The sequence below is a fragment of the Flavobacterium cyanobacteriorum genome, assembly GCF_002251835.1.
GTDB lineage: Bacteria > Bacteroidota > Bacteroidia > Flavobacteriales > Flavobacteriaceae > Flavobacterium > Flavobacterium cyanobacteriorum.
This window is the reverse complement of sequence record NZ_NOXV01000056.1, coordinates 1-1,474: the sequence shown is the minus strand read 5'-3', so window position 1 is coordinate 1,474 and position 1,474 is coordinate 1. Positions and strand designations below refer to the sequence as shown.

General features: G+C 42.4%; 2 protein-coding genes. Both read left to right on the top strand.

The features are described 5' to 3' along the window. Positions 1-85 precede the first annotated feature (85 nt). Entirely contained in the window at positions 86-478 is a 393-nt protein-coding gene (locus tag CHU92_RS00515; protein ID WP_094411528.1) for a ribosomal maturation YjgA family protein, read from the top strand. A 118-nt stretch (positions 479-596) separates the two neighbouring features. Continuing rightward, positions 597-1,268, top strand: a complete 672-nt coding sequence (locus CHU92_RS00510) for a hypothetical protein (protein WP_094411526.1) — start codon at positions 597-599, stop codon at positions 1,266-1,268. Positions 1,269-1,474: the final 206 nt, after the last annotated feature.

Below are 1,474 nucleotides of genomic sequence, written 5' to 3'. Positions count from 1 at the left end.
GGACAGGATTGATTTTTAATCAATTATATTTTTTGTCGTGTACTAAAAATTTGCTTACATTTCAGTTTTATGGTAAACTAAAGATGTGAAAATTAGCTTCCACAAAACCTATTTCTTCCTTACCGTATTTCTCTTCATTATCGAGGTACTAATAGCCCTTTATATCCGTGACAACTTTATCCGCCCTTACTTTGGCGATGTACTTGTGGTAATTCTGATATATTGCTTTATCAGGTCATTTTTCAGGTGGCCTGTTGTGCCCGTAGCAGTGGGTGTTTTATTATTTGCTTTTGCGGTTGAGGCACTGCAATACCTTAACATTGTGGAGCGGCTTGGGCTTAAAGACTCCAAACTGGCAAAAGTAGTTATAGGCAATTCCTTTGCCTGGGAAGATATGCTCTGTTACTTAGCCGGGGCAGTTATTATTATTGGTTCAGAAAAATTTTTATACCTGAAAAACAAGCGGTTATCTTCATAGAAGCAAGAGTATAAAATTTTGGCACGCAACTTGTATATCACTAATCAAACACCGTGATCACAGGGTTCTGCGGAAGCCGAAAAGCTAAGAGTAGGCGCAACTTATAATAACTTTAGCCATGAAAAAAATTACTCTTTTAGTTGCCGGATTACTTTTAGGCAGTACTCTGGCCCATGCGTCAGCAACAGTACATGCTCCTGAATATAGCAGGCTTCATAACACCCCTGTTGACTATCGTGATGCAGAACCTGTATTGTTTACAGAGCGTGGTATTGAGTTTATGGTTTTCCTTGACGGCAGTATGGACTTCAACACTGTACCCGCCACTACCGGCGGAAACTACTACAGGGGTACCCGTGCACAAAGTTATGGTTATGGCAGCCCCGGCACAGCTACCCGCTACACACGCAGCAATGTCGGTGTACGTGTAGAACATGATTATGCAGGCAGGGTGCGCAGGGTAGGCAATGTTTTTATTAACTATGATGCTTACGGGCGCGTTAAAAGAATTGGTTCTGTATATATGAGGTACAATAGTTTTGCGTTAATGCAAATAGGTGGCATGAGATTTGCATATGACAGGTGGGGACGTATTGTAAGGGCTTATGGCTTTATAAATTCTGAAACCTACAGCTATGTGTATGTGCCATGCAGCAGTAACACTTATGCAGAGGGTAACTATACAGCAGGATACGGAGATGATGATGCATTGTATTACAGGCGTAAGGACGGCACAAAAGCCAAAATGACAGAAGCTGATATTGCCGATATTGAAAATGATCAAGAATAAATAGTAACCTTAGTGTTCAATAATAATTGGTTGGTTGGTTTGTTAAGTCCCGTCAGTTCTTTGTAAAAAGGCTGGCGGGATTTTTTATATGGGTGCATGACTGCAATGAAAAATTGCCTGTAAGCCTGCCGGGATGCACTACCGTTTTGGCTTAGCCCCGATGGGAGCGGCATCCTCCCCGCCGCCCGCTTTCGCGGCGGGGAGAT

Excerpts from the sequence above, each read along its gene's own strand:
- CHU92_RS00510 (WP_094411526.1), top strand. The coding sequence starts at position 597 with ATGAAAAAAATTACTCTTTTAGTTGCCGGATTACTTTTAGGCAGTACT.